The 23,532-nt window shown below is 73.5% G+C and carries 19 protein-coding genes and 1 pseudogene; 13 read left to right on the top strand and 7 right to left on the bottom strand.

Annotated features, from left to right (window positions below; genetic code table 11):
- From AB0O40_RS26795 to AB0O40_RS26785, 3 genes are all read right to left on the bottom strand, one after another.
- The coding region (locus tag AB0O40_RS26795; protein ID WP_365046790.1) for an MFS transporter at positions 1-486 on the bottom strand (486 nt) is incomplete at its 3' end.
- A 195-nt stretch (positions 487-681) separates the two neighbouring features.
- Positions 682-1,314: a leucine efflux protein LeuE gene (leuE, locus tag AB0O40_RS26790; RefSeq protein ID WP_365046782.1), complete on the bottom strand. Its 633-nt coding sequence runs from the start codon at positions 1,312-1,314 to the stop codon at positions 682-684.
- 129 nt (positions 1,315-1,443) lie between these two features.
- A complete protein-coding gene (locus tag AB0O40_RS26785) occupies positions 1,444-3,531 on the bottom strand; it encodes a PIG-L family deacetylase (protein ID WP_365046779.1) in 2,088 nt (695 codons plus the stop codon).
- 249 nt (positions 3,532-3,780) lie between these two features.
- On the opposite strand from AB0O40_RS26785, the gene AB0O40_RS26780 reads away from it, so the two are divergent.
- Entirely contained in the window at positions 3,781-5,184 is a 1,404-nt protein-coding gene (locus AB0O40_RS26780; RefSeq protein WP_365046776.1) for an MFS transporter, read from the top strand.
- 66 nt (positions 5,185-5,250) lie between these two features.
- On the opposite strand, the gene AB0O40_RS26775 is transcribed toward AB0O40_RS26780, so the two are convergent.
- On the bottom strand, positions 5,251-5,964 hold the full coding sequence (locus AB0O40_RS26775; RefSeq protein WP_365046773.1) for an alpha/beta hydrolase: 714 nt from the start codon (positions 5,962-5,964) through the stop codon (positions 5,251-5,253).
- A gap of 462 nt (positions 5,965-6,426) precedes the next feature.
- Here AB0O40_RS26775 and AB0O40_RS26770 point away from each other — a divergent pair, with 462 nt between their 5' ends.
- The 7 genes and pseudogenes from AB0O40_RS26770 to AB0O40_RS26740 all read left to right on the top strand — a co-directional run bounded on the left by AB0O40_RS26770 (position 6,427) and on the right by AB0O40_RS26740 (position 13,218).
- Positions 6,427-7,281: a LysM peptidoglycan-binding domain-containing protein gene (locus tag AB0O40_RS26770; protein WP_365046770.1), complete on the top strand. Its 855-nt coding sequence runs from the start codon at positions 6,427-6,429 to the stop codon at positions 7,279-7,281.
- A 302-nt stretch (positions 7,282-7,583) separates the two neighbouring features.
- A complete protein-coding gene (locus AB0O40_RS26765) occupies positions 7,584-8,327 on the top strand; it encodes a CAP domain-containing protein (protein WP_365046767.1) in 744 nt (247 codons plus the stop codon).
- Positions 8,328-8,849: 522 nt separating this feature from the next.
- Entirely contained in the window at positions 8,850-11,366 is a 2,517-nt protein-coding gene (locus AB0O40_RS26760; RefSeq protein WP_365046764.1) for a nitrate- and nitrite sensing domain-containing protein, read from the top strand.
- Complete coding sequence (locus AB0O40_RS26755; protein ID WP_365046761.1) at positions 11,363-11,821, top strand: roadblock/LC7 domain-containing protein; 459 nt, start codon at positions 11,363-11,365, stop codon at positions 11,819-11,821. Before AB0O40_RS26760 ends, AB0O40_RS26755 begins: the two co-directional genes overlap by 4 nt.
- Positions 11,818-12,195: a DUF742 domain-containing protein gene (locus tag AB0O40_RS26750; RefSeq protein WP_365046758.1), complete on the top strand. Its 378-nt coding sequence runs from the start codon at positions 11,818-11,820 to the stop codon at positions 12,193-12,195. The genes AB0O40_RS26755 and AB0O40_RS26750 overlap by 4 nt, the downstream gene beginning before the upstream one ends.
- 25 nt (positions 12,196-12,220) lie before the next feature.
- Positions 12,221-12,775, top strand: a pseudogene (locus tag AB0O40_RS26745) (ATP/GTP-binding protein); the annotation flags it as partial.
- A 65-nt stretch (positions 12,776-12,840) separates the two neighbouring features.
- Positions 12,841-13,218, top strand: coding sequence for a roadblock/LC7 domain-containing protein (locus tag AB0O40_RS26740; protein ID WP_365046755.1), 378 nt, complete (start codon positions 12,841-12,843; stop codon positions 13,216-13,218).
- 210 nt (positions 13,219-13,428) lie between these two features.
- Here the strand turns inward: AB0O40_RS26740 and AB0O40_RS26735 are convergent, their stop codons facing one another.
- From AB0O40_RS26735 to AB0O40_RS26725, 3 genes are all read right to left on the bottom strand, one after another.
- The gene (locus tag AB0O40_RS26735) at positions 13,429-15,486 is read right to left on the bottom strand and encodes a hypothetical protein (RefSeq protein ID WP_365046752.1); all 2,058 of its coding nucleotides are present in this window, start codon (positions 15,484-15,486) and stop codon (positions 13,429-13,431) included.
- 225 nt (positions 15,487-15,711) lie between these two features.
- Positions 15,712-17,268 (bottom strand): hypothetical protein, encoded by a 1,557-nt coding sequence (locus AB0O40_RS26730; protein ID WP_365046749.1) that lies wholly within the window; start codon positions 17,266-17,268, stop codon positions 15,712-15,714.
- An 11-nt stretch (positions 17,269-17,279) separates the two neighbouring features.
- Positions 17,280-17,876 (bottom strand): Pvc16 family protein, encoded by a 597-nt coding sequence (locus AB0O40_RS26725; protein ID WP_365046746.1) that lies wholly within the window; start codon positions 17,874-17,876, stop codon positions 17,280-17,282.
- Between the two features lie 203 nt (positions 17,877-18,079).
- On the opposite strand from AB0O40_RS26725, the gene AB0O40_RS26720 reads away from it, so the two are divergent.
- The 5 genes from AB0O40_RS26720 (at position 18,080) to AB0O40_RS26700 (ending at position 23,521) form a co-directional block, all read left to right on the top strand.
- Positions 18,080-19,594, top strand: a complete 1,515-nt coding sequence (locus AB0O40_RS26720) for a phage tail sheath family protein (RefSeq protein ID WP_365046743.1) — start codon at positions 18,080-18,082, stop codon at positions 19,592-19,594.
- Positions 19,595-19,674: 80 nt separating this feature from the next.
- Positions 19,675-20,127 (top strand): phage tail protein, encoded by a 453-nt coding sequence (locus AB0O40_RS26715; protein WP_365046740.1) that lies wholly within the window; start codon positions 19,675-19,677, stop codon positions 20,125-20,127.
- Positions 20,124-20,504, top strand: a complete 381-nt coding sequence (locus AB0O40_RS26710; protein WP_365046737.1) for a hypothetical protein — start codon at positions 20,124-20,126, stop codon at positions 20,502-20,504. Before AB0O40_RS26715 ends, AB0O40_RS26710 begins: the two co-directional genes overlap by 4 nt.
- Positions 20,501-20,656, top strand: coding sequence for a DUF6760 family protein (locus AB0O40_RS26705; protein ID WP_365046787.1), 156 nt, complete (start codon positions 20,501-20,503; stop codon positions 20,654-20,656). Before AB0O40_RS26710 ends, AB0O40_RS26705 begins: the two co-directional genes overlap by 4 nt.
- A gap of 123 nt (positions 20,657-20,779) precedes the next feature.
- The gene (locus AB0O40_RS26700; protein WP_365046734.1) at positions 20,780-23,521 is read left to right on the top strand and encodes a DUF4157 domain-containing protein; all 2,742 of its coding nucleotides are present in this window, start codon (positions 20,780-20,782) and stop codon (positions 23,519-23,521) included.
- Positions 23,522-23,532 lie beyond the last annotated feature (11 nt).

Below are 23,532 nucleotides of genomic sequence, written 5' to 3'. Positions count from 1 at the left end.
GCGCTGCTCGCCGTCGGCGAGGTTGAGGATGCCCCAGTTGACCAGCTGGGAGAGGGCGATGCCGATGACGATGGCGGCCTGCTGGAAGGAGGCCAGCCGGCCGCGGTAGGCGGGCGGCGAGACCTCGGCGATGTACGCGGGGCCGATGACGGAGGCCATGCCGATGCCGAAGCCGCCGATCACCCGCCACATGGCCAGGTCCCAGAGCGCGAAGGGCAGCGCCGAGCCGATCGCGCTCGCGGTGAAGAGGACCGCGGCGATCTGCATGCAGCGGATGCGGCCGATCCGGTCGGCGATCCGGCCCGCGGTGGCGGCGCCGACCGCGCAGCCGATCAGCGCGGCGGCGATCACCTGGGCCAGCGCCCCCGAACCGATGTCGAAACGGTCCTGGATCGCCACCACCGCGCCGTTGATCACGGAACTGTCGTAGCCGAAGAGGAAACCGCCCATGGCCGCGGCCGCGGCGATCAGGACCGCACGCCGCAGGTGGGGGAGGAGGTGCCGGCTGCTCCGGCCGGACTGAGGGTATGTGACACGGATGCTCCTGGAGGATGCGCCGCCGGGCACCCGGGCACCGGCGGGGGAAGCCCTTTGTAGACCGGACGCGTCGCAGAGGGGTCCCCCGGCCGGGGGAGACCTGTGGTGGATGCGGGAGGTGACGGGCCGTGACCCGCAGCCGGTCTACAGGCCGAAGGCGAGGGCCGCGCCGAACCCGAGGAACAGGCACCCGGCCGCGCCCCGGAGCACGGAGGCGAGCCGCGGCCGGCCCCGGACCAGGCCGCCGACGCGGGCCGCGGCCAGCACGAGGCAGGTCAGGTAGCCGACGCTCAGCAGCTCGTAGACGGCTCCCAGCGCGGTGAAGGCGAGGTGGGGGTGGGCTGCTGAGGGGTCGACGAACTGGAGGAAGAACGACAGGAAGAACACGATGGACTTCGGGTTGAGCACCGTCACGACGTAGGCCCGGCGCGTCCCGGCCGCTCCGGCGCCCGTCCCGGCGTGCGGTGCGCCCGTGCCAGGGCGGGCCCGAAGTGCCGTGCGCAGCATGCCGACGCCGAGCCAGGCGATGTACGCGGCCCCCAACCCCCGTACCCAGGCCACGATCTGGGGGTCCGTCCGCACCAGGTGCGCGGCCCCCAGGACGGTCAGGACCATCAGGGTGATCTCGCCGGCGACCACCCCGAGCGCGAAGCGCAGCCCGGCGCGACGGCCGCCCTGCGCGGCGCCGGCCAGGGTGCCGAGCGAACTGGGTCCCGGCAGGAGGACGACCAGGAGGGCGCCCAGCACGAAGACGTGGAGGTGGTGGATTCCCCACACGGCCGTCTCTCCTTCCCGTGCCCCGAGGCGGGCAGCGGCGTCGGCCAACCTAGGCGGACGCGAGGGGCGGGACCTCCGCCGACCGGGGGACGGCACCGGGGGACGGCGCCCTGCGGCGGCCGTCGCCGCTCACCCGGCGGACGCGGCCCTCGATCCGCTCGCCCGGACCGGGTGGGCCGGCGGCGGAACCGCGATGACATGGAGCCGTGCGTCCCAGCCGATCGCCGCCACGACCGGCCCCCCGGCGGGGTCGACGGCGGCGGGGCCGCCGTCGAAGGGCAGTCGGCCGCTGCTCCGGTCGGGGCTCCCGCCACGGTCCAGACCCAGCACTCCGTGCGCGGTACGGCCCGCCACGCCCCCGGCCCATCCGGTCGCCGGCCCGTACCCGGCGTCGCCGCCCACGGGCGTGGCCGGCGCGACCCGGAGCCCGTCCGGTCCCCTCGTCACCTCGGTCCGCAGCACGTCGCCCGAGACGGGCCGGCGGAACCACAGTCCGACGCCGTCACCGCTCGGGGCAGCCGTCAGCGGCAGTGTCGTGGCGGGCAGCCGGGTCGCGGTGGCCGGCCCGAGGCCGGTGTCCCCGCCGTCCGAGGACCAGGCGGTGACCGAGGTCGCCGTCGGGGCGAAGACGTAGCGGATGCCGTCCGGGGCCGTCGCGGTCACCGGATCGCCGGCGAGGCCGGCCCCGCCGAGTTCGGCCCAGGGGGACCAGGAGCCGTCCGGCTGCTGGCTGCGGCCGCGCAGCGTGCCGTCGCCGTCGCGCACGTACACGCTCATCCGGCCGTCCGGCGCCACGGCGGCGGCGGGCGCGCTGAAGTCGAGGGTGCCCTGCACGCTGGGCGTGGCGGGCGCTCCCAAGGACCTCCATGCCGTGAATCCGTCACTCCCGGGGGCTTGTTGGACCGTGCAGACCACCTGCCGGGTGTAGTCGGCGCCGGTGGGGCCGATCAGGGTCCGGGTGGCGAACACCGCGATCCGGCCGTCCGGCAGGGTGAGCGCGTCCGCGCCTTGGTCCAGGCCCGTACCCGGCAGCAGTCGCGGTCCGCTCCACCGACCCGCCGCGGCACCGTGCCACACGGCCAGCTGCCCGTCGAGCACGGAGAAGGCCCAGGTGCTGCCGTCCGGGCCGGTCGCCAGCCAGGAACCGCTGCCGCCGCGGGCGTAGCGGATGTCGTCGAACCACCGGTACTCGCGGGTCGTGCCGGCCAGCTTGCGGTCACCGCATCCCGCGCTGCTGCCGCAGTCGTCGACGCCGTTGCTCCAGGCGTAGGCGTCCAGGGTGCGCAGCTTGCGCCCGGCGGCGGCCGCGTCCAGGACCGGGGCGAAGTCGTGCGTCTGGTAGCCCAGGTAGTTCTCGACCGTGAAGTGCGGGCGCTTCCCGTAGGGCACCGTGGCCGCGTACCGGGCGAGTGCGGCCTGGACGAACCTCGCGCCGTACACGTGGTCCTGGTGGTCGGCGGACGGGTCCTTGCCCGGGGTGGGGTCCTGGGTGCGGACCAGGGTCGGGCGGTACCGCTCCAGCACGCCCGTCAGCGTGGCGATGACCTGGTCACGGCTGTAGGAGAACGGCTCGTGCACCGGCGAGCCGCCGGCCACCAGGGAGGGGATGCGCCGGGTGTCGCCGTCCCACAGGCCGTGCAGGCTCTGCGGTGCGTACCCGCTGACGGACCGGGCCTCGCGCATCTGCAGCCAGACGAGCTGGACGGAGGGCTCGGCCCGCAGCACGTCGAGTTCGGCCCGGCCGCCGCCCGCCGTGGCGATGGCGCTGCGCCGCCAGGGACTGGTCCGGTCGCCGGTGGCCATGAGGGCGTAGGCCGCGCGGATGCCGTTCTGACGCGCCTCGGCGTACCGGGGCCGGTCGGCGACGGGGCGCAGTCCGCGGCTCTTGAGCGCCGCGAGCTGGGGAGCGTCGAGGTTGACGCCGTCGCTCTCACCGGAGGTGAGGTAGACGGTCGTGGTCGGCAGCCCGCTCGAGACGGCCTGCTGGATGTCCGGGTTCATGAAGAAGAGGTCGTCGTCGGGGTGCGCGACGACCTCCACGATCCGGGTGGGGCCGGCCGATGGTGCGGCGGCGGTGCTCACCTGCCGCAGCCGTACGGAGCTCGCCCGGGACGAGCCCGTGGTCAGCTGGACGGCGGCGGCGAGGCCGAGCAGGACGACGAGCACGGCCGCGAGGGCCCTGCCCCTGGCCCGGGAAGGCGGGGCGGACGAGGTCATCGGTACGGTCCTTCGGCGGGGTCGGGGCAGCGCGGCCGGTGGCGCTGGCCCCAGTACAGATCAGTCCGCCGGGGCGATCAGCCACCGATCGGCCCGCCCGCCGGAGGAGTGTCCGTCCTCCGCACGTCGGAGGCGGCCGGGCACGCCCGCAGGCTGCCGCGGGGCGCACCGGGACGGACTGCTGCACATCTGCGTGCGACGCCGCGGGGCTTGACCGGCGAGGTCCGGAATGCGCCCTAGCATGCGCCCATGGCCTCTGGATCCGGAGCACGCGCGCGCCGCCGACAGCCCGACGGCGGCAGCCTGGCGCCGCTCCTGGCGGTCTGTTCGGGCTATTTCATGGTCATCCTGGACGTGACCGCCGTGAACGTCGCGGCCCCGGTGCTGGGACGTGACCTGGGGGCCTCCCTCACCGCGGTCCAGTGGGTCGCCAACGGCTACACCCTCACCTTCGCCGCCCTCCTGCTGACCGGAGGCGCCCTGGGGGACCGGCTGGGCAACCGGCGGGTGTTCTGCACCGGGGTGGTGGTCTTCAGCGCCGCGTCACTGGCCTGCGCCCTGGCCCCCGACGTGGTCGTCCTGACCGCCGCCCGGATGCTGGAAGGGGTCGGCGCCGCGCTCATCGTGCCCGGTTCCCTCGCCCTCCTGCAGCAGGTCTACCGGTCGCCGGACGAGCGGTCCCGGGCGTTCGGGCTCTGGGGCTCGATGGCCGGCATCGCCGCGTCCGCCGGACCGCTGGTGGGCGGCCTGCTGGTGACGACGGTGGGCTGGCGCTGGGTGTTCTTCGTCAACCTGCCCGTCGGAGCGCTGTGCATCGCGCTGACGCTGCGCCGGGTGCCGCCCTCGCCCGGGAATCCGGGCCGGTCCGTGGACTGGCCCGCGCAGTGCGCGCTGGTCGCCCTGGTGGCTCTGCTGACCACCGCCCTCAACGAGGCCGGGCGCCTGGGATGGACGGCGCCGCTGGTCCTGACGGCGGCGGCGCTGTGCCCGGTGGCGGGTGCCCTGTTCGTCCTGCGCGAGCGGCTGGCGCGCTCGCCGGTGCTGCCCCTGCCGCTGCTGGCGTCCCGGCCGCTGGCGGGCGGGACCGTCATCGGCCTGCTGTTCAACTTCGCCTTCTACGGGATGGTGTTCACGGCCAGCCTGTACTTCCAGCACGCCCGCGGCCTGAGCGCGCTGCGCACCGGCCTGGCGCTGTTCCCCGCGGTGGCGATGTCGATGTTCGCGTCGGCGCTGTCGGGACGGCTCGCCCGCCGTACCGGTCACCGTCCCCTGGTGGTCACGGGCATGCTGCTGGGGGCGGCGGGCCTCGCCGGCTGGGCGGCCGCGGGGGCCCGCCCGGAGTACGCGTTGCTGGTGCTCCCCATGATGGCCACCGGCTTCGGGACGTCCTTCGCGCTCACCGGCGCCACCTCCACCGTGATGGCGGCGGCGCCGGAGGCCCGTGCCGGGACCGCCTCGGCCCTCTTCAACACCTCGCGCCAGATCGGCAGTGCGGCCGGGGTCGCGCTGGGCGGCTCGCTGCTGGTCTCCGCCGCGGACTTCACCGAGGGGGTGCGGCTCAGCATGGCCGCCGGCGCGGCCGCGTACCTCACGGCTGCCGGGTTGGCCCTGGTGTGCCTGCCCCGTCCGGCCGCGCGGCAGGCCGGCGACTGACCTCGACGGCACGCCGCGCCCCGAAGGGGCCGCGGGGGGCCGGTGGTCCCTCCGCGGCCCCGATCGTCACGCGAGGGACTTGGCCGCGGTCACGATGAGGTCCGCCACCTCGTCCGGCCGCGACACCGCCACCGCGTGCGAGGCGTCGACCTCCACCGTGTGGGCGCCGGCCCGGCGGGCCATGAAGCGCTGCGCCTCGGCGGGGACGGCCCGGTCCTGGGTGGCGACGAGGTACCAGGTGGGAACGTCCTTCCAGGTCTCGCCCGTGCTGGTGTCGGCCAGGCTCGCCGCGTCGACCGGGCGCTGCACCGCGGCCAGCACGGCTGCCGTGGCCGGGTCGACGTCCGCCGCGAAGACCGGTCGGAAGGACTCCGGCTTGATGTAGAGGTCGGCGCCCTCCGCTCCGTCCGCCCGGGTGTAGGGCACGGCGTCCAGCGCCGCGGGCAGTTCGCTGCCCGGGAACTGCCCGAGGACGTCGTTCGCGCTCTCGCCCGCTTCCGGGGCGATGGCCGCGACGTAGACCAGGGCGCGCACGTGGTCCAGGCCCCGGGCGGCGTCGGTGATGACCTCGCCGCCGTAGGAGTGGCCGACCAGGACGACCGGGCCCGGGACCGTCCTGAGGTAGCCCGCGAGGTACGCGGAGTCCTGCGGGAGCCCGCGGAGCGGGTTGGCGGGGGCGCTCACCTGGTAGCCGGCGTCCTGGAGGGTGCGCACCACGCCGCTCCAGCTGGACGCGTCGGCGAAGGCGCCGTGCACGAGGACGATCCTGGGAGTACTCATCTTTTCAATCCTTACTGGGGGGGGCCGCGAGTTTTTCAGCCCGCCCGCAGGACGGCCTCCACCATCCGGGTGCGGTCGGGACGACCTCCGGGCCCGCGAACCGCCTAGACCCGCCGCCCGCTCCGTCGCGTCCTCGCATGGGCGGACCACTGCTCCCCCGGTCGGGGGACCTCGCGCCGGCCCATCGGACTGTGAGCCCGGTCACACCGGTCGTGCGATGCGACGGGGCGGCTCGCACGGGACGCGGTACGCGCCCCAACGGTTCCACACACGGCCGCTTTTCTGCATGTCCCCGCGTTTCCCGATCGCCTTCCCCTTGGGGCGCTCCCACCCCAAGTCGGGTTCTTGTCGGCACACTTCCCTGTACTTAACGTCCCTTTCATCCGGTTCAGGCCGGCCCATGACGGCCCTCACCGACCACAGCCATGTGAACGAAGCCACCGGAGACCGAGAGGAACACCCATGCCATCCATCGGAAAGCACCGACGCCAGAAGAACAGTCCCCTCAAGCGTCGGCTCGCCGTAGCGGGCACCGGCATCGCCCTGCCCGTCATCGCCGTGGGAACGGCGAACGCCGCCACGCCGCCGAAGGCCCCCGCCGCCGCGAACACCCAGCAGAAGCCGGCGACCCCGGACCAGAAGACCGCTCCCGCCACGACCGCGGCCAAGGCCGGGACCGGGCACCGCACCCACGTCGTCAAGGCGGGCGAGACCCTCGGGCAGATCGCCCGTGCCGAAGGCGTCTCCTGGCAGCGGCTCTACTCCGCCAACAAGCAGGTGATCGGCGCGAACCCCAACGTGATCCGTCCCCACGAGGTCCTGACGGTCCCTCAGGGGAACGCCGCCGCACACCACGAGGGCACGAGCCACAAGACCACCCGCCACCACACCGAACGGCCGAAGACCGAGCGGCACAAGCCCGCGGACCGCACGCACCGCCCGGCCCGCCCGGCCCCCGCCCCGGCCCCTGCGCCCGCCCCGGCCCCGCGGGCGTACGGCAACAACCTCCAGGGGTGGATCAACCAGTCCCTCGACATCATGCGGCAGCACGGCATACCCGGCAGCTATGACGGCATCCTGCGCAACGTCATGCGCGAGTCCTCGGGCAACCCGGCGGCGATCAACAACTGGGACAGCAACGCCGCGGCGGGCATCCCGTCCAAGGGCCTCCTCCAGGTGATCGACCCGACCTTCCGGGCGTACCACGTCTCCGGCACCGCCTCCAACCCGTACGACCCCGTCGCCAACATCGTGGCGGCCTGCAACTACGCCGCGGCCCGCTACGGGTCGATCGACAACGTGCACGGCGCGTACTGACGCGAGGCGCGGTCCGGCCGGGGCCCGAGCACGCCTTGGACCCCCGGCCAGACCGCACCTCGTGGAGAACGACGTGCGCCCCGCCGTCGGTGTACCGCCTGCGGTCACGCGATCTCCTTGCCCCACCGGGCCGTCCGGCTCCCGGCGCACCGCCCGCACTCCCCCGGAAGCCCGGCTCCGGCCCGCGGTCCGCGCCCCGGGCCGTCTCCGGCGGGCGGCTGCCGCCCGTCCCGGTCCTACATTGACGTCACCGGTGTCCGTACGGGCAGGCGAACGGACCGCGCATCCAGAGAGGGCAGCCCATGGGACGCCACAAGACCCCCGCAGCCAAGGCAACCCACGTCCTGCCGACCGGGGCCCGGTGGGTGGCCGTCGTCGCCGGGGCGGCCGCTGGAGCGGGCGTGCTGGCCGCCGTCCTGATCCCGGCGGCCGGTGGCACCGGCCTCCACGCAGCCGCCGTCCGGACCGCCCCGGCCACCGCCTTCCACGCCGCTGCGGCGGCCCACCCGGCCGCCGCGGCGGCCGGCCCCGACGCGGCGTCGCCCTCCCGGCCCGCCGCTCCCCCGGCCCGGCCCGCGTCCGGCGGCCACCCCGCCGCCGCCACCGCGGCCGTGCACAAGGACGCCCCGGCGACCTCTCCCGCCACCCGGCTCGAGCAGGCCGACGCCCTGCAGAAGAAGCTCGACTCCACGGCCCCCGCCGAGGTGCTGAGCCTGGTCAACCAGGCGCGCGAACGGGCCGGCAGCGGCCCGCTGAAGTTGGACCCCGCACTCCAGGCCCAGGCCGTGCGGGCCGCCGCGGCGCTGCCGGACCGGAGCACCCCCGCCGGCCCGGTCCAGGGCACACGGGTACAGCAGCCCGGCGCCACGGGCGCCGCCGACGTGAACGTCAGCAGCAACGAGGTCGGGGCGCAGGCCGCGCTGAACGACTGGCTGGGGGACCCCGCGGTGCGGGCCCAGGTCCTCGACCCGCAGTTCCACACCATGGGCGTGTCCAGTTCGACCAAGCCCGATGTCATCTGGTGGGCGCAGCTCTTCGGGAAGTAGCCCCGCCCCCGTCACCAGCCGACGCCCGACGCCCGTACGGCCCCCGTCCTCGCCGCCCTCTGCGCGGCCGGGCCGGGGGCCGTTCGTACAGGTGGCAGCGGGTGCGGGGGCCGATCGGGGGAGGGCCGGATCCCCCGCCGCCCTCCCGCGAGCGGCCGGTCCACGGGCCCGGCCGCGCCCCTACGGTCGGATCAGGTGGCCGCGCCGGGCCATGCGGTGCGTACCGCCCCCGCCGGCCGGCACCCGACCCCGCCGACCCGGCGGAACCGCCCGCTCCGACGCGCCGGTCCGGCGCCTGGAGCTCCGAGCAAGCGGAAGTGACACCTCATGCGCGTGCAGCGACAAGGCCATCCCGGGCCTCGCAAGGCTCCCCTGCGGTCCCGCCGTCCCGGTCGGCCTGCACCGGAACCGGGTGGCCGGGAGACGGCCGAGCGGGCCGGCACCCCGCGCAACGGCCCCGCCGGGACGCCGCCCGCCCAGCCGTCGGGCGGCCGGCGGTTCCCGCGGCTGGGCGACCTCCGGGTGCGCACCCGCCTGCTCGCCGTCATCGCCATCCCCCTGATCGTCGCCACGGTGCTGGGCGCCCTGCGGGTGACCGGCTCGCTGGACGTCGCGTCACGGTACGAGCAGTTCCACGAGGTGGCGCAGCTGGCCCGGACGGGCACCACGCTGGTCCAGCAGCTCCAGCGCGAACGCGATGTGACGATCGACCCCGCCGCCCGGGACGCCGCCGGGGCGGGCGGCCTCGCGGGCGTCCGGCAGCAGACCTCCAAGCTGGAGCAGCAGTTCCTGGCCGAGAGCGCACAGCTGTCCCAGAGCGGGCAGCTCAAGACGCGCCTGGCGGCGGTCAAGGAGGCGTTCGCCGCCTTCCCGCAGATCCGTGCGGAGGCCGACCGCGGTGCCTCCGGGTCGGTGACCGACACCAACTACCTGGGCCTGGTCATGTCGCTGCTGGGCATCGACAACGAACTCGACGGGCAGCTGGCCCAGTCGCACTCGCAGGGCTGGGGCCTGTACACCCTCTCGCTGAGCACCTCGATGCTCTCCAGTGAGCGGGCCCTGATGTCGCAGGCGGCCGACCACGGCCAGCTCACCCCGGTCCAGCGGGCCTCACTGATGGCCACCGTGAAGATCCGCGACATGGCCCAGCGCGAGTTCACGATGACCGCGCCCCCCGGTGACCGCGCGGCCTTCACGAAGATCACCCAGGCGCCGGCCTCCCAGACCGCCGAGAAGGCCCTGCTGCAGATGCTGGGCGCGCCGCAGAAGCTGGCGAACGGCCCGGCCCTGCCGGCCACCTGGTACGCGGACTTCGGGACCCGGGTACAGGCACTCGACAAGCTGGCGGTCGACGTGTCGGACCGGCTCGTCTCGGAGAGCAAGGCGCAGTACGACGACGCCATGTCCCAGGCCCGCCTCGACGCGGGTGTCACGGCGGCCCTGCTGGTGGCCGCCCTCGGCCTGGCGTTCGCCGTGTCGCGCAGCATCTCCCAGGGCCTGACGCGGCTGCACGAGGCGGCCGTCGACGTGGCCGAGGTCCGGCTCCCGCACCTCATGCACGACCTCCAGGACAACCCGCTGGCCGCCGTGGACCTGCACGTGCCGCCGAGCGGGATCACCACCCGCGACGACATCGGCGACGTGGCACAGGCCTTCGACGCCGTGCACCGCGAGGCCGTCCGGCTCGCGGGCGACCAGGCGCAGCTGCGCGAGTCGGTCAGCACGCTGTTCCGCAACCTCTCGCACCGCAACCAGGGCCTGGTCCAGCGTCAGCTGTCCATCCTGACCGCGCTGGAGCAGCACGAGGACGACGCCGGCCAGCTCAAGCGGCTCTTCGAACTGGACCACCTGGCGGCCCGGATGCGCCGCAACAGCGAGAACCTGCTCGTCCTGGCCGGCGGCCAGAGCGTGTCGCGGGCCTCCCGGCCGATGTCCCTGCTCGACGTGGTGCGCACCGCGATGTCCGAGGTGGAGCAGTTCGAGCGGGTGGGCCACCTGGCCCTGCCCCCCGTCTTCGTGGCCGGCTACGCGGTCGGCGACGTCGCCCACCTGCTGTCCGAACTGCTGGAGAACGCGCTGATGTTCTCCAGTCCGCAGACGGAGGTGCAGGTCGGCGCGCAGCAGCTGCCGGACGGGCGGACCCTGGTGGAGATCCGGGACCACGGCATCGGGATGGACGCCACCCGGCTGGAGCGGGCCAACACCCAGTTCTCGACGCGCGAGACCCTCACCCCGGACTCCTCGGAGCACATGGGCCTGTACGTGGTCGGCCTGCTGGCCCGCCGGCACGGCATCGAGGTCGCGCTGCGCACCGCCGTACCGGGGACCTCGGCGCTCGTCATCCTGCCCCGGGAGCTCGCCGTACGGCTGCCCGGGCAGCAGGACGCCGACGGGGACACCACCCGGCAGCTGCCGCAGGTACGCCCCACCGCGGCGGGCTCCGGGGCCCCGGGGCCCGCGGCCGCGACGGAGCCGACGACCGTCGCGGATGCCCGCGGGCACGCGCCGCAGGGCCCCGGCCCGGTGGCGCCGGACCGTCCCCGGCCGGCCCGCGACACCGGGGAACCGGACTTCGGGCAGCCCTCCGGCTGGGCCGCTTCGGTCCTGCCGCCGCTGCCGACCCTGCGCACCGGGGAGGCGGCCGAAGGGGCGGGGGACCCGCCCGCCGGACCGGCCGACCTCGCGGACACCGGGGCCACCGGGGCCACCGCGGCCCCGGGCCACGTCCAGGAGCCGGTGGCCGGCCCGGACCCGGCCGCCGCCGGCGGTCTGCCGCGCCGGGTCCCCATGGCCCTGCTCAAGCCCGGCAGCGTGGCGCCGCCCGAGCCGTACGCGCCGCGGCCCCCCGAGCCGCACGCCGCGGGACCGCTCGGCCAGGAGCCGGCGGCCACCGCACCCGCGTTCGCCGGCGCCGCCACCGCACCGCCGTCCCCGGGCGCCTCCGACCGGCTGCGCAGCCGCCTCGGCGCCCTGCACCAGGGCATCGCCCGCGCCGACGACGAGGACGCGCCGCGGCCCTCGGAGGGAGGACAGGAATGAACGACACCCCCGGCACGGTGCCGGCCCGCGAAAGCCTGGACTGGATCGTCAACCGCTTCACCGAGCGGGTCGTGGGGATCCGCTCGGCCGCCGTGGTCTCGTCCGACGGACTGCTGCTCGCCTCGTCGGCCTCGCTGGCCGGCGAAGCCACCCGGCTGGCCGCGGTCAGCAGCGGGATCGTGGCGCTGAGCAGCGGCGGTGCCCAGTTGCTCGGCCGGGGCCGGGTGGCACGCACGGTCGTGGAGATGGCGCACGGCACGATCGTGGTCATGGCGATCTCCGACGGATCGCTGCTCGCCGTGCTCGCCTCGCCCGAGTGCGACCTGGGCGTCGCCGGTTACCACATGGCCCGGCTGGCCCGTCAGTGCGGCGAGGTCCTCACCCCCGCCCGCCGGCACGCCGCGGGCGCCGTCCCGCCCGGGCACCCGGCGTACGTCCCCGGCGCCGCGGCGTGAACGGGACCTACCCGGGCCGCCACGGTCCCGAGGGCTGGTCCGACGGCGACGTCTTCGGTCCACGGCCCTACACCCTGACGCGCGGCCGCATCCACGCCAGTCGCCCGCTGCGGCTGGAGACCCTGGTGCAGGCCGCGCCCGGGCCGGCGGCCCACCGGCCCCCGCTGCCCGAGCACGAGCAGATCCTCGCCCGGTGCGAGCACCCCCGGTCGGTGGCGGAGGTCTCGGCGCTCCTGGGCATCCCGCTGGGCGTCATCCGCGTACTGATCGCCGACCTGGCCGACAGCGGCCTGCTCCAGGTCCACGAACACGACGACCGCAGCGCCTCGACCACCATGCTGGAACGGGTGCTGCGCGGGCTGGAACGCCTCTGATGCCGTACCCAAGGAGAAGAACCCGATGAACACGACGGGCAGTCGACCGATCACCAGCGCCAAGATCGTCGTAGCCGGCGGCTTCGGCGCGGGCAAGACCACGTTCGTGGGGGCGGTCTCCGAGATCGAGCCGCTGCGCACGGAGGCCGTGATGACCGCGGCCTCCGAGGGCGTGGACGCCCTCGGGCACACCCCGCACAAGCGCACCACGACCGTGGCGATGGACTTCGGACGCATCACCATCGACGACGAACTGGTCCTGTTCCTGTTCGGGACGCCGGGTCAGGACCGCTTCTGGTTCATGTGGGACGACCTCGTGCGCGGCGCGGTGGGCGGTGTGGTCATCGCCGACACCCGGCGGCTGGAGGACAGCTTCGCCGCCGTCGACTACTTCGAGAACTGCCGGCTGCCCTATGCGGTGGCCCTCAACCCCTTCGACGGGCGGCGGGCCCACTCCGCCGAGGAGGTGCGCGCCGCACTGGGCGTCGCCGCGTCCGTCCCGGTGCTGTACACCGACGCCCGCGACCGGCGCGACGTGCAGCAGATGCTGATCGAGGTCGTCCGGCAGGCCCTGCGCGCCGCTGCCGGGGCGAGCGTCCGGCACGCCGCCGCAGGGACCGCAGCGACCGACATGGAGGACTTCCAGTGAACAGCACCGCAGCCGTGACCCTCGATCTGCAGGCCGGGTTCAACGGCTTCGTGACCCGTACCCCCGGCGTCGAGGAGGGGGTCATCGCCTCGGCGGACGGACTCGTGGTGGCCTCGTCCACCGGCGTCCCCCGGGACCGGGCCGACCAGCTGGCCGCACTCGCCACCGGCCTGGCGAGCCTGGCCGGGGGCGGTTCCGCGCTGCTGGGGGGCGGTCCGGTCCTGCAGACCCTGGTGGAGCTGGAGGGCGGCGTGCTGTTCGTGGCCGCTCCGCCCGGCGGCGGAGCGGTGGCCGTGCTCGCCGCGGCGGGCTGCGACCTGGGCACGGTGGGCTTCGAACTCGCCCTGTACGCCCAGGCCGCACCCGCGTTCTGACCGCCCCGGCCGCCCGACCGGGGCGTTCCTTGTGGACTGTCCTGCCAACGGGATGGAGACGGCGGCGAGGGGGACGGTGGCGGCCCTGACGTAGCGGGTGGCCGGGCCGCCACTGCTCACGTTCGTCGATGCACCGCTCGACGGCGTTCCGTTGCCGACAGGCCTCGACCTCACCTGCCGCCACTGCGGCAGGTGAGGTCGGCCGGACCGCTAGACGATCGTCATAGCGCCGGCGGGCACGGCGCCGTCCTCAGCGAAGATCTTCTCGAAGATGGCCTTCTGCTCCTCGAAGACCTTCTTCTTTTCCGCCAGGAGCTCCTCACGCTCGATCCGCAGGTTGCTCAGCTTCGTCTTGGTGCCGTCGTCCTTCTTGCCCGAGGCCACCAGACGCTCGATCTCCCGGCGCTTGGCGTTCGCCTGGTTCTTCATCCCGCGCTCCTTCTCCTTGAGCTTGTGCGTCTTGGGCCCCTTGGCCTCCACGCTCGTCGGAGTGTGGAACTGGATCTCGAACTCGTACCCGTCGATCCTCCAGCGGGTGTTGACGCCGCGGTACCCGGTGGGGCTGGCGTTCCACAGGTTCTTGAAGGAGGCTTCCTGCAGGCCGGCGGCACGCAGGGCGGCGAGGATCTCCTTGGTGAGCTTGGTGTACTCCCGGGAGTCCTTGATCACGACGGTGTAGCGGACGAGGTCCTTGATCCTCTCGGCGACCTCGTTGACCGTCACCTTCTTGTTGTCGCTCAGATCCGTCTCGAAGTCGGAGATGATCTTGTCGATGGCCGACTCGAGCTGCTTCTCGGAGTGCTCCAGGCCGTCCAGCACCGCCGGCTCCTTCACCATCCCGGCCAGCAGCGTGCGGATCTTCATGTCGTTCTCGACGACCCGGTCCAGGAGCTTGCGGAGCGCGGCCTCGGATGCCTGCACGATGGCGACGTCCGGCGACTCGAGCGCCATCGCGTCCGCCTCCGTCGACTGGGCCCCGTACGTGTCGACGATCTCCATCGGGTCCTCGACCGTCCCCGCGCCGCCGTCCCCGCCCTCGACGTCGATGTCAGAGCCGCGCAGCGTGACGGTCCGACCGGCCTCGGTCTTGACCTGCGAGAACTCCTTGGCCTCGGTCTCGGTGGTGAACCTGCGCCAGAGGGCTTCGATGGTGATCCACAGAGCCGAGTCCTTCCTCATCTTCGGGCCGAGCCTGCGGAACTTGTCGACGGCATTGGCCTCGGACTGGTGTCCCCGGGCGGCCAGCCACTCGCTGAAGTCCATGAGCTTGGCCTGCGCACCCACCGTGGTGAACACGTTCGAGATGCTGCCCTCGGGCGGCGCGCCGGCGTCCCACTGCTCCCCGACGGTCTCCCCGGAGACGCTGACCACCGCTTCGAACAGGGTGGTGAGCTGCTCCACCTCGGGGTCCTCGCGGACGAGATCCGTCGGCAGGGGAAGACCGCGCGACTCCGCGAAGTTCTTGACCACGTCGATGATCTCCGGGACGTACCTCGGATCCCCGGAAGCGCAGCGGGCGACGAGCGCCTTCAGGACGGGGGAATTCAGGAGGACGGGGCGCTTGTTTTCGAGCCACTTCGTGAGGACCACCGAGAACTTGAACGGCGGACTCCCCATGGCCTGGTTCTCCTCGGCGGTCTTCGCGAAGCCGAGCACCTTTATGATCTCAGGGGAAAGGGCGGTCCAGTCGGGCAGCTCGTCGTACTTCTTGGTCTGGGTGTTCCCGGACCCCGGAACCGGCCAGCCGAGTTCCTGCGCCAGGCGGTGGTAGGCGGATGACGCCGTGAAGACGGCCAGGCCCTGCTCGTGGGTCCGGGGGTGGTCCCCGAGCCCCAGGTAGGCGTGGTAGACGAAGACGGCCTCCGAGGTGTGCTTGTCCGACACGTCCGCGTAGTACTTCTCGCGGAACTGGAAGAAGCCGTAGGGGTCCTCCGGGTCAAAACGCTCCTTCATCTGCTCGACTGCCGCGTCGTACTGGAAGCTGCCGGAAAGGCACATGTCGAGCAGCACACCCGACCAGGCTTCCCAGCTGGTGGGCGTCGCGAGATCGTTGAAGATCACGTCGGCGGCCGGCAGGCCCCCCTCTTTGTTGACGATGTTGAGGATCGTGGCCTGGGTTTCCCAGGTCACTCCGGCCGCTGAGAGCTTGTCCAGCACAGTCCGCGTCACCTGAGCCGGATAAGCGCGCTTGAGCAGCCCGGCGTAGCAGGCGATCCCCTTGATCTCGTTCTCGTCAATGAAGAGGTCACTGAAAGTCTTGTTTTCCACGGTTCTTCGATTTCTTTCGGGAGAGCTGGAGTCAGGGCAGGCTGCGGAAAAATTCCATCCGCCTTCTTGGCGTATACATTCGGCGCCGAAGCGGTGGAAACCAAGGCTTATCGTGCACGGCAAGAGGCACTGGGGGCGGGCGCCTACGGGCAGGGGCTCCGGGGCAGCGCGAGGCGCCGCGGGTCCAGGACGCAGCGCCGGGGCCCGGGCCGGTCCCGGGGTGCGTCAGACCCGAAGTCCGTCGACGTACTTGTCGGCTGCGACCAGGTTCCTGTTGATGGTGGTGACGCAGGTGACCTTGACGGTCTCCTGGCCGGCCGATTGGCCGGTGATGCGCCCGATCCCCTGGTAACTGAGGTGCTTGTACTTGAAGTCCTCGTCCTTGAGGATGCTGTTGAGGCGGTCGAGGATCTTGCGGCACTTGCGTCCGGTCTGCGCACTGTGCGTGGCGAGCGCTCCGAAGCACTCCTTGAGGGCCTGCCATTCCCGTGCGTCACGTGGGGCGGCGGCGGTCCTGCGGTGCTGGTCGACGACGGCCTGCATGGACGCCGCCGGGGCGATCACGGTGTCGATCAGCTTGCCGATCTCGGCGAGCTTCAGGGTCACGGTCGTCGCCGCATGGGCCGCGTCTTCCAGCGTGAGCGAATCCGCCCCGTCCCGGATGATCTTGTCGTACCTCCTGAAGTCCCGGATGTTCCCTTCGGCGGCGAGGAGGAGGCCGCGCAACTGGAACTGGAGCTGGTCGATGTCCTCCCCGTACGCGCGGTACGCCCAAGGGGTGTCGTTGTCCTTGGTGGCGTGGTTCCTGAGGGCGAAGAGGGGACCCTCGATCCCCACGAGGTCCTTGCGGATCCGCTTGACCAGGAGCGTCATCATCATCGCGTCGTACTTGACGGCGTCCGCGATCTTGGCCGCGTGGTCGTCCGGGAGGACCTTGTTGCCGCGGCGGAGGAACCCCTTCTTGAACTTGTCGGGCAGGTCCGGCGCCTTGGAGATCTTGGGTACGAGCAGGGGTGCCCGGCGGGCGGCCGCGGACGGGGACGTCTGGATCACGCCGGACGGGACCGGGGCGCCGGCCCCGGCGCCCCGCGGTGACGACGCGGCGGTCCGCGCCCCGGCCCGGGAGGTGCCCCGGGCGGCCGCGCCGGCGCCGCCGGCCGCACCCGCCGTGGCGGCCTGGGCCGGCGACTCCTGTGCGACGTTCGTCCAGACGTAGTTGAACCACTGGCCCACCACCTGGGCCCAGTAGGACAGCTCGGCCTCCAGCGCGTCGATGTCGTCGGCCGGGATGAAGTCCCGGCAGTCCTGCATCAGCGACGTGATCTTCTGCAAGGTGCTGAGGAGGGTCTCGACCGCGTCGTAGGTGTCCTTCAGGTCTCCGTAGAGGGCGTCCGGGGTCCCGTGCGCAGGATTCGAGAAGTGCTGCCGGACGAATTCCCACTGGTCGCTCTTCTCGGCGACGCACGCCCTGACGAACTGCTTGTTGAACTCCAGGAGCATGGGGACGAGGTGGCTGCAGGCCCGTACGGCATGGTCCATGTCCTGGGACTTCCAGAACTCGTCGACCGCCTGCCAGGTCTGGGCGTTGAAGAGGGTCTGCACGAGCTGGACGTCGAGTCCGCCCAGGAGGGGCTTCCACGGGTGCGAGGCGGCCAGCGCATTGATCCTCTGCTGCGCGGCCGGGAGGTCGTCGAGGTAGTGCCTGCCGATCTCCGCGTACTTGTCGATGACGTACTGCACGTTCCCGGTGCCCGACACCCACGCGGTGCTCGTGTTCCTCATGCTCTGCTCCTCTACGTGCCGCTACGGGGTACGGGACCGGGCCGGGAGGCGGACGTGGCCGTGCGCAGCTGCCGCTCCCGCACGAGCGGGGCGGGGTCGGTGAGGCCGGGCAGCAGGTCGGCGGTGAGGACCACCTGCACGGTGGTGCGCGGGGCCAGCCCGGCCGCGCTCCACACCCCCTCCGGAACGGACCCGCCCTCGGGAGCGATCGCCAGCCGGGTCGGCGAACCCTCCGCCAGGGACCCGGCCAGGCAGGAGGCGGGCAGGGTCTGGTGCCCGGCCAGGAGCCCGAGGGCGTCGCTGAGCAGCCGCGTCTCCGCCTGCGGGTCCGCAGCGGACCAGGCCCACAGCAGGTAGGAGAGCCGGAAGCGCCGGGCCGGTCCGCCCCGCGCGACCACCCGCCCCGCGGCGTCGCGCACGTCGTGCCAGTCGCCGCCCATGCCGGTCGGGATCTCCTCGATCCGGTGCAGGAACAGGACCAGCCCGGCGGGCCGCCGGTCCACCGCGGACCGCCAGTGGGCGGGCGAGCCGGCGAGGACGGACTCGCCGTCCGGCAGCAGGGGCTGCAGCAGCCCGCGCAGGGATTCGGTGGCGTCGCTGAGAATCATGCGCCGAATTCTGTGCCGCCCCACTCTTTCCCGTGACCGTCGGACGGACAGGCGGCCATGCCGACCCGGTGCCCTTTCGGGCTGTCATTTGAGGAGTGCCCGAAAGGGTTTTTCGATGACCGGGGGGACACCCGTTCGCTTCTATTTCGGCCGCACGCGTCCGGCGATCGTATAAGCACGAGAAACGAACGTCGGAGGACGAATTGCCCAGTTACCTGTCACCAGGCGTCTACGTCGAGGAAGTCCCGTCCGGGTCCAAGCCGATCGAGGGGGTCGGCACCGCCGTCTGCGCCTTCGTCGGGCTCACCGAGAAGGGGCCGTTCAACGAGCCCACGCTCGTGACGAACTGGACCCAGTACGCCCAGACCTTCGGCGAGTTCGCGGAGAACTCCTACCTCGCGCACAGCGTGTACGGCTACTTCCTCAACGGTGGCGGCAGCGCGTACATCGTGCGCGTCGAGCCCACCGGGGGCGAGAGCGAGCCCACGGCCGCCGCGGCCCTCCTGCACGACGCGCAGGGCGCTCCGGCGCTGCTGGTCCGGGCCGCCCGGGCGGGCGCGGCCGGCAACGGCCTGCAGGTCGTGACCGAGCCGGCCCAGGACCGCGACGAGGCCCTCTTCAAGCTCACCGTCCTCCAGGACGGCCGGCCCGTGGAGAGCTTCGACAAGCTCACCCCGGCCAAGGCCGCGGCCGCGGTCAACCAGCGCTCCAAGCTCGTCCGCCTGGAGCGGGCGCAGGAGGCCTCGGGCGCTCCCGCCCCGCAGGCGGCGCAGTGCGAGGGCGGCACCGACGCCGCCACCGCCCCCGCCGGCCTCAACCCCGCGATCTTCGTCGGCGACGCCCTCGCCCGGACCGGCATCGCCGCCCTGGAGGCCGTCGACGAGGTGACCATGGTCGCCGTACCGGACGCCATGGCCGCCCTGGAGTCCGGTCTGCTCGACCGGGACGGCGCCAAGGCCGTCCAGCTCGCCGTCATCGCGCACTGCGAACTGATGTCCGACCGCGTCGCGGTCCTGGACACCCCGGCGGGGCTCAACGCCCAGCAGGTCCGGGACTGGCGGGTGGACGAGGCCGGCTACGACTCCAAGTACGCCGCCCTGTACTGGCCGTGGGTGAAGGTGATGGACCCCGCCTCCGGCAAGCCCCGGTTCGTGCCGCCGAGCGGCCACATGGCCGGCATCTGGGCCCGCAACGACGACACCCGCGGCGTCCACAAGGCCCCCGCCAACGAGACCGTGCGCGGCCCGCTGGCCCTGGAACTGGCGATCACCCGCCGCGAGCACGACCTGCTCAACCCGCTCGGCGTGAACTGCATCCGGGTCTTCCCCGGCCAGGGCATCCGGGTGTGGGGCGCCCGGACCCTCAGCAGCGACCCCGAGTGGCGCTACCTCAACGTCCGGCGCCTGTTCAACTTCGTCGAGACCTCCATCCTCCAGGGCACCAACTGGGTCGTGTTCGAGCCGAACGACCCCAAGCTGTGGGACTCGGTCAAGCGGACCATCACCTCGTTCCTGCGCGGGGTCTGGCGCGACGGCGCGCTCTACGGCCGGACCCCCGACGACGCCTTCTACGTGAAGTGCGACGACGAGAACAACCCCGAGGACAACCGGGACCGCGGCGTCCTGACCGTCGAGGTCGGCATCGCGGCCGTCAAGCCCGCGGAGTTCGTGGTCTTCCGCATCTCCCAGTACTCCGAAGGCGCCTCGCTGGACGAGTAGTACGGCCCGACCGGCGGCCCGCCGCGCCAGGGCGGGCCGCCGCCCCACCACCCACCCGCACAGCATGAAGGGAGACCGCCATGACGGCAGGACTCGGAGACCACGACGCCCTCACAGCGGCACGCTTCTCCATCACGATCGACGGACACGAGATCGCCTCGTTCTCCGAACTCTCCGGCATCACCACCGAGGTGGAGCCCGTCGACTACCTGTCCTCCAACGACAAGGAAGTCATCTTCAAGAAGCTGCCCGGCAAGGCGAAGCCGCCCACGGTCGTGCTGCGCCGCGGCAAGACCGGCGGCATGGAGCTGTGGGCCTGGCACCAGTCGGTGCTCGCCGGCAACATCACGACGGCCCGCCGCAGCTGCTCGCTGGTCATGTACAGCTTCGACGGCAAGCCGGTGGCCCGCTACTACCTCTTCAACGCCTGGCCCTCCAAGCTGGAGATCGGCGCCCTGAAGGCCGGTGCGACCGAGGTCCTCACGGAGACCACCACGCTCGTGTGCGAGAGCATCCAGCGGGTGTCGGCATGATCGACGGCCTGCGCACCGAGTACCCCTTCACCCTGCCCCGCGGCTACGTCGACCAGAGCGGCACGGTCCACCGCGACGGTGTGATCCGGCTGGCGACGGCCCGGGACGAGATCAGCCCCCAGTCGGACGCGCGCGTCCGCGGCAACCCGGCCTACCTGACCGTCCTGCTGCTGGAGCGCACCGTCATCTCCCTCGGCGACCTGCCCGAGGTGACCGGCTACGTGATCGAGAACCTCTTCGCCTCCGACCTGGCCTTCCTCCAGGACCTCTACCAGCGGATCAACCAGCAGGGGACCACCGAGGCCGCGGTGGCCTGCCCCGAGTGCAGCCACGAGTTCGCGGTGGACGTCTCCGGTGATGCCCCGGGGGAATGCTGACGTACGCAGCCGACCGCCTCTGGGAAGAGGCTGCGTACGTGGCGTACTACCTGCACTGGTCCCTGGAGGCGGTGCTCGCCCTGGAGCACCCGGTCCGCGCCCGCATGGTCGAGGAGATCGGGAAGATCAACCAGCAGCTCTCGGAGGAGTGAGCGCTCCGGCGGCGGCGCCGACGGCCCCGCCCCGGACCGGTCCGCACACCGCGCCGATCCGCCCCGGACCGCCGCACCCCGGCCACCACCCCATGATCCGCGCCCCGCGCGACGAGGAACGACATGAACTGGCCCTTCCGCCGCCGCGGCGGCAGCTCCGCCGACCGGCCGTCCGGCCCGGCCCGCCCCGCCGACGCCACCGCCGCCCCGGCGGCGGCCCAGCCGGCCCCGCCCGCCGCCTGGCGGCAGCTCCCGCCGCTCGCCGGCCCGCTGACCGCGGCCCGGCCCGCCCGGGGGCTCACCTCGGCGCCGGTCACCGACCGGACCGTCCGGGAGGCAGGTTCGATGCTGGCCACGGCCGCCGCCACCGGACGCACCGGCGCCCCCGGCGCCCCCGGGGCCCCGGTGGGCCGGGTGGAGGGCCTGGCCAGGGCCGTGCCGCTGCGGCACGTGGAAGCACGGCGGATCCCGCAGGACGCCGTACCCGAACCCGCCGGCCCGCCGGGCCTGCCCACCGCCGTGCTGCCGCCGCTCTCCGGGGCCCCCGCGCCGGACCCGGTGCAGCCCGCATTCCTCCCGCCCGCGGAGCCCCCCGCCCCGGTGGCGCGCCGGGCGGCGCCCGCACCGGCGGCGGCCCCGGTCGTCGACCTCACCCGCGTCACCGAGGGCAGCGTCGGGGAACCGCGCCGCGCCACCGTCTCGACCCATCCCCCGACGTTCATGAACGCCGGCGCCATCGGTCCCGACACCGACCTGGCCGCCCTGTTCTTCCCGCTGCCCGGTGACGCCCCCGTCTTCGCCGCGCCCCCGGCGGCCGAGCCGGAGCCCGAGCCCGGCGGGCGCCGCGCGCACCTGACGCAACGGCGCAACCTCGGGCAGAGCCGCCGCCTGGGGCTGGGCACGCCCCTGTCCCACCCCGCCGGTCCGGAGCAGGCCGCCCCGGGGGAAGGGGAGGGGCGCCCGCCGCCGGCCGCCGAGTCCTTCCCGCCCCCGAGCGCCCCGCAGACCGCCCCGCAGGCCGGCCCCGACCCGGTGGCCGCCGCCCTCATGGAACACCGCACCGAGCCGCCGTCCGCACCCCCGCCGCCCGGGCCCGGACCGGCGCAGCACGCCGACGGCCCGGCCGGGCCGCCCGCCCCGGCCGCCGACCGGCCGCGCCCCGCACTGCACCACCGGGCCACCCGCCCCGCCCCGGCCCTCGAGGCCCCCGCCGACCTGGCCCGCGCCGTCTCCGAACTGCACGGCGTCGACGTCACCGGCACCCCGCTGCACACCGGCGAGCAGGCCACGCGCATGGCCCAGGACCTGTCCGCGAAGGCCTTCACCAAGAACGCGGAGGTCTACCTCCCGGACAGTGCCTCCTCCCTCGACTCCGCCCGCACCCGCGGCCTGATCGCCCACGAACTCACCCACGTGGCCCAGCAGAAGCGGTACGGCGGCAGCCTGCCCCCGGAGGACTCGCCGGCCGGCCGCGCGCTGGAGGCGGAGGCGATCTCGGCGGAGCGGTACTTCCGGGGGGACCCCGGCACGCCGGCGCCCCTGGTCCACCGCAGGCCGGTCACCTCGGGGCCCGACCCGGAGGAGATCCGGCGCCTGATCGCCCAGCTGGCGCCCGTGCCGCCGCCGCCCCCACCGCCGGCTCCCGCACCGGCCCCGGCGCCCGAGCCCGAACCGGCACCCGCGCCGGAACCCGAACCGGAGCCGGTCCACGCGGGTCCCGACGTGTCCTGGACCGCGGGGGCCGGACTGCTGGACGGCGTCCAGCGGGCCTCCCGCGAGGAGATCGTGGAGGAGTACCTCAAGGAGCTCAACCACGCCAGGCGCCACGGCGGCGACGGCAGGGCGGCCCTGACCTCCGCCGACGTCCTGAACAACACCGAGCACATGGAGATCGTCAACTTCCGCGACAAGCGGCAGTTCGGGAAGGGCACCCGCGACCAGATCATCAACGAGTTCCTCGCCGAGAAGAACTACGAGCTGCGCCACAAGAACCCGGACGCACCGCCCCTGACCTCCCTCAACCTCCAGACCGACCTGACCTTGCGGGACGCGATCGACTTCCGCCTGGAGGAGGCGGCCCGCACGGGTCGCCTGGTCCCGGACGACAACGACGACCACGTCGTCGAGACGCAGGACGTGCACTGGCTCAAGGGCCAGGTGGGCCTGAGCGTCGTACAGGGGCTGGCCTCCGGCTTCGGCGTCAACCTCGACAGCACGCGGCGGAGCCAGGTCCGCAACTTCTTCGCCGGCCGCCCGGCGGCCGCCGCGGAGGGATCCGAGGACGACGGCGTGTTCGGCTCCGTGGGCACCTCGGGACCGCACCGGTCCGCGGCCTCGCCCGGGTCCCCGGACCCGGGCGAGGCCCCGGCGGCCGGCCCGTCGACGGGCAAGGACCCCGCAGCGCCGCCGCAACCCTCCGTTAAGGCGGCGGGTGCGAATAATGGGACATCGGCCCAGGTGGCCGCCCCCGGGCCGACGACCGGACCGCCTCCCGCGGCCCAGCCCTTCACCCCGTCCGTCGGGCCGTCCGAGGACGGCCCGGGACCGGGCGACACCGCGGGCGCCGCAGGCAGTGGGACCGCTCTCTGGAACGAGGTCAAGAGCTCGCTGTGGACGGCGGCCACGACCGGTTTCCTCCACCCGCCCGCCCCGGCGGACGAGGAGAAGAAGGCCCCGGACGAAGCGTCCGGCAAGGACGCACCGGACGCCGCCCCACCGGCGGTCTTCGAGGTCGACGCCCTCGGCGAGGACCAGCTGGACGCCCTGGCGCACCGTCTCTACGGACGGGTGCGCGACAGGTGGAACAGCGATCAGCGCCGTGCGTCGGCCGTGCACCGTGAGCGCAACGGAACCAAGTACAGGTAGGAGATCCTGGC

Source organism: Streptomyces sp. NPDC089919 (assembly GCF_040684615.1).
Taxonomy (GTDB): domain Bacteria; phylum Actinomycetota; class Actinomycetes; order Streptomycetales; family Streptomycetaceae; genus Streptomyces.
This window is presented reverse-complemented; position numbering and strand designations above follow the sequence as displayed.